Source organism: Rhodococcus mengyinensis (genome assembly GCF_048381435.1).
GTDB lineage: Bacteria > Actinomycetota > Actinomycetes > Mycobacteriales > Mycobacteriaceae > Rhodococcus_F > Rhodococcus_F opacus_D.
The window spans coordinates 1-3,159 of sequence record NZ_JBLWIT010000067.1; the positions used below are offsets into that span (position 1 = coordinate 1).

General features: G+C 66.2%; 3 protein-coding genes. 2 read left to right on the forward strand and 1 reads right to left on the reverse strand.

Annotation, left to right across the window (positions count from 1 at the left end; all coding sequences use genetic code 11):
* The first annotated feature begins 35 nt into the window (after positions 1 to 35).
* The gene (locus ACNJ7E_RS13640; RefSeq protein ID WP_418340117.1) at positions 36 to 689 is read left to right on the forward strand and encodes a TetR/AcrR family transcriptional regulator; all 654 of its coding nucleotides are present in this window, start codon (positions 36 to 38) and stop codon (positions 687 to 689) included.
* A gap of 90 nt (positions 690 to 779) precedes the next feature.
* Here the strand turns inward: ACNJ7E_RS13640 and ACNJ7E_RS13645 are convergent, their stop codons facing one another.
* On the reverse strand, positions 780 to 2,246 hold the full coding sequence (locus ACNJ7E_RS13645) for an MFS transporter (RefSeq protein WP_418340116.1): 1,467 nt from the start codon (positions 2,244 to 2,246) through the stop codon (positions 780 to 782).
* A gap of 343 nt (positions 2,247 to 2,589) precedes the next feature.
* Between ACNJ7E_RS13645 and ACNJ7E_RS13650 the strand changes: the two genes are divergently transcribed.
* Positions 2,590 to 3,159 (forward strand): TetR/AcrR family transcriptional regulator (locus tag ACNJ7E_RS13650; RefSeq protein WP_418340090.1); only part of this gene is annotated, 570 nt, incomplete at its 3' end.

Below are 3,159 nucleotides of genomic sequence, written 5' to 3' on the forward strand. Positions count from 1 at the left end.
TGATCATCCGTTCAGATCTGTTGACAGGAGAGGGCATGGCTCGCATTCCCGCCGCCGAACGCCGCGCCGAACTGGTGGCGGCGGCCGTGCGCGTGATCGCCGCCGATGGGGTCGACGGCGCCACCACCCGCCGCATCGCACAGGAGGCGAACGCCCCGCTGGCCACCCTGCACTACTGCTTCGCCACGAAGGAGGTGCTGTTCGCGGCGGTCTTCGAGCACGTCGCCGGACAATATCGAGAAGTGCTGACGCGCAACGATGTCCATGGCGACGTGGCGATCACCGCGCGCGCCCTGTTACGCGGCGTGATGGAGTGGTACCTGGCGAATCCGGACTTCGGCGCGGCGATCGTCGAGCTGATCAGCTGGGGCCAGCGCCAGGAAGGCCAGCAGGCCGAGATGGTGTACAACGAGGCATCCGCGACCCTGCGAGCGATCCTGGAGGCCGCCGCAACCGCTGCGGGCCAGCCGGTCGACCCGGGCACCATCGACGCACTGACGTACATCGTGTCCACATTGTCGGACGGATTCGCGCTCAACTGGCTGGTGTTCACCGACCCCACAGCGGCGGAACGACAGATCGACCTCATCCTCGGCGTGCTCGACGCCTGGATGGCCGCCCACCTCGGCAACACCTCCGCCCCGGCGGCCAGTCCCTCGCAGGCCTCCCCCGCCAAGCTCGTGTCCTGAATGAGCGTGGAGTGATGATGAGCGCCACGGCAGCGGCCGCCCGCACGAATCATCGCGCCAGGTCTGGGGCGGCAACGGAGCCAGCCACTTTCAGGACGCGGCAGCACCGACGCGCCGACCGGACCGGGCGCGTGAGACCAGCACGCTCACCACGACGAGCAGGGCGAGGAGTCCCGATAACCAGTAGCCGATGCCGTAGAGGCCCTTGGCAGCGACCTCGAGACCGGTTCCGACCACCGGAACCAGCGAGGCGCTGAGGTCGGCGCTGACCAGCGCCGTGCCGAAGGCGAACCCCACGGCCATGGACGTGCCGGCGATACCGGCCGCCATCCCGGCTTTCTCCTCGGGCACTGCCATCTGCACCATGGTGAACCCCGCTGCGTAGCCGATTCTGATCCCGAGACCCATGACGGCAGCACCCACGAGGTAGTGCCACTGCTGGTCGTGCGCGACGGCGAGCCAGGCCAGCCCCGATGCACTGATGAGCGCTCCGATGACGAAGACGGTCACACCACGGCCGTTGAACAAGGCGCGGTCGAGTACGCTTCCGCGGATCAGGAACGCCGCCGCGAAAGGTGCCATGAGCCAGCCGGTCTGCAGCGCGCTGAGCCCGAGTCCGTAGGCGTCCGCGGGACGAAGATTTTCGGGAGTGATCTGGGCGTACGTGCTGAGCAGCAGCAGAAAGGCCGAGTTCACCGCCGCGAACAATGCGATACACAAGCACGACGCGGTGACCAAAGGCGCCTTCATCAGTGCGACGTCGAACACCGCCGAGGTCGAGCGGCGCTCGACGCGCACCCAGGCGATGCCGCCGACGATGCCGGCCATCAACGGAATGAGTGCCGCGATGCCCCACACGAGTCCTTGTGTCAGAGTCAGCAGGATCGCTGCGACCCAAGCGATCATCCACACCGTGCCGAGTACCGCGATGCGGCCGGAACGCTCAGCAGGCGGGGTGTGTGGGATCACGGCACAGCACGCAATGGCCGTCACTGCGCACACTATGGTGAGGATGACGAAAAAGCCTCGCAGCGACAGACTCTCGACGATGAAGCCACCGCCGATCATGCCCACGACGATGCCGACACCGGTGGCGATGACCAGAACCGCGACACCCACCGTGATGCCGTCCTCGCCGAGATTGCGGCGCAGGAAACCGAGTGGAAGCAGCTGCGCCGCGCCCCCGAATCCCATGAGAATACAGCCGACCAGAAGGGTCGAGTACGAGTCGCCGGCAGCCGGAACGAGCGCGCCGACCGCAAGGAATGTGGACGCCGCCACCGCGGCGTTACGGTCGCCGTACAGATCGGCGAGGCGCGGCAGCAAGATGAAGCCCGCTCCCCCGCCGAGGGTCAGCGCCGTGTAGAGCCACGTCGTCTCGGCCACTGTGGCGAGGCCATACTGCGCCTGGATGATCGGCAACAGCGGCGGCAGGATGAAGATGACCGCGTTGGTCAGGACGATCAGCAGCGTGCCGACACCGATGAGCACTGCCTTGTTCGGCGCGGGGCCAGTCCCCGCACGGCCGGGTCCGGATTGCTGGTGGATCTCTGTCATGAATTGCTTCCTTCGATAAGCACGCCGCCGTCTCGCATGATCATGTCGACCATGGCTTCGGTGGTGGCGTCGGGAGTCAGACACGTGAGTTCGTCGGTCATGACGGGTCTGTGCCCTTCGAAACCGGTGTTGGTCACATCGGAGTGCGCCGACCCGTCCATGTGATCCGGCTCATACCGTAAGCCAAGTGAGTCGTCTGATCAAGGCATATGACTATTTGTTTCGCGTTGTTGCCCGCACCGCACGACGGTTCTTTGGGAAAATATGGCAGCCCGCCTACCGTTGCGACTGGTAGCGTGGAACCGACTTGATCATCCGTTCAGATCTGTTGACAGGAGAGGGCATGGCTCGCATTCCCGCCGCCGAACGCCGCGCCGAACTGGTGGCGGCGGCCGTGCGCGTGATCGCCGCCGATGGGGTCGACGGCGCCACCACCCGCCGCATCGCACAGGAGGCGAACGCCCCGCTGGCCACCCTGCACTACTGCTTCGCCACGAAGGAGGTGCTGTTCGCGGCGGTCTTCGAGCACGTCGCCGGACAATATCGAGAAGTGCTGACGCGCAACGATGTCCATGGCGACGTGGCGATCACCGCGCGCGCCCTGTTACGCGGCGTGATGGAGTGGTACCTGGCGAATCCGGACTTCGGCGCGGCGATCGTCGAGCTGATCAGCTGGGGCCAGCGCCAGGAAGGCCAGCAGGCCGAGATGGTGTACAACGAGGCATCCGCGACCCTGCGAGCGATCCTGGAGGCCGCCGCAACCGCTGCGGGCCAGCCGGTCGACCCGGGCACCATCGACGCACTGACGTACATCGTGTCCACATTGTCGGACGGATTCGCGCTCAACTGGCTGGTGTTCACCGACCCCACAGCGGCGGAACGACAGATCGACCTCATCCTCGGCGTGCTCGAC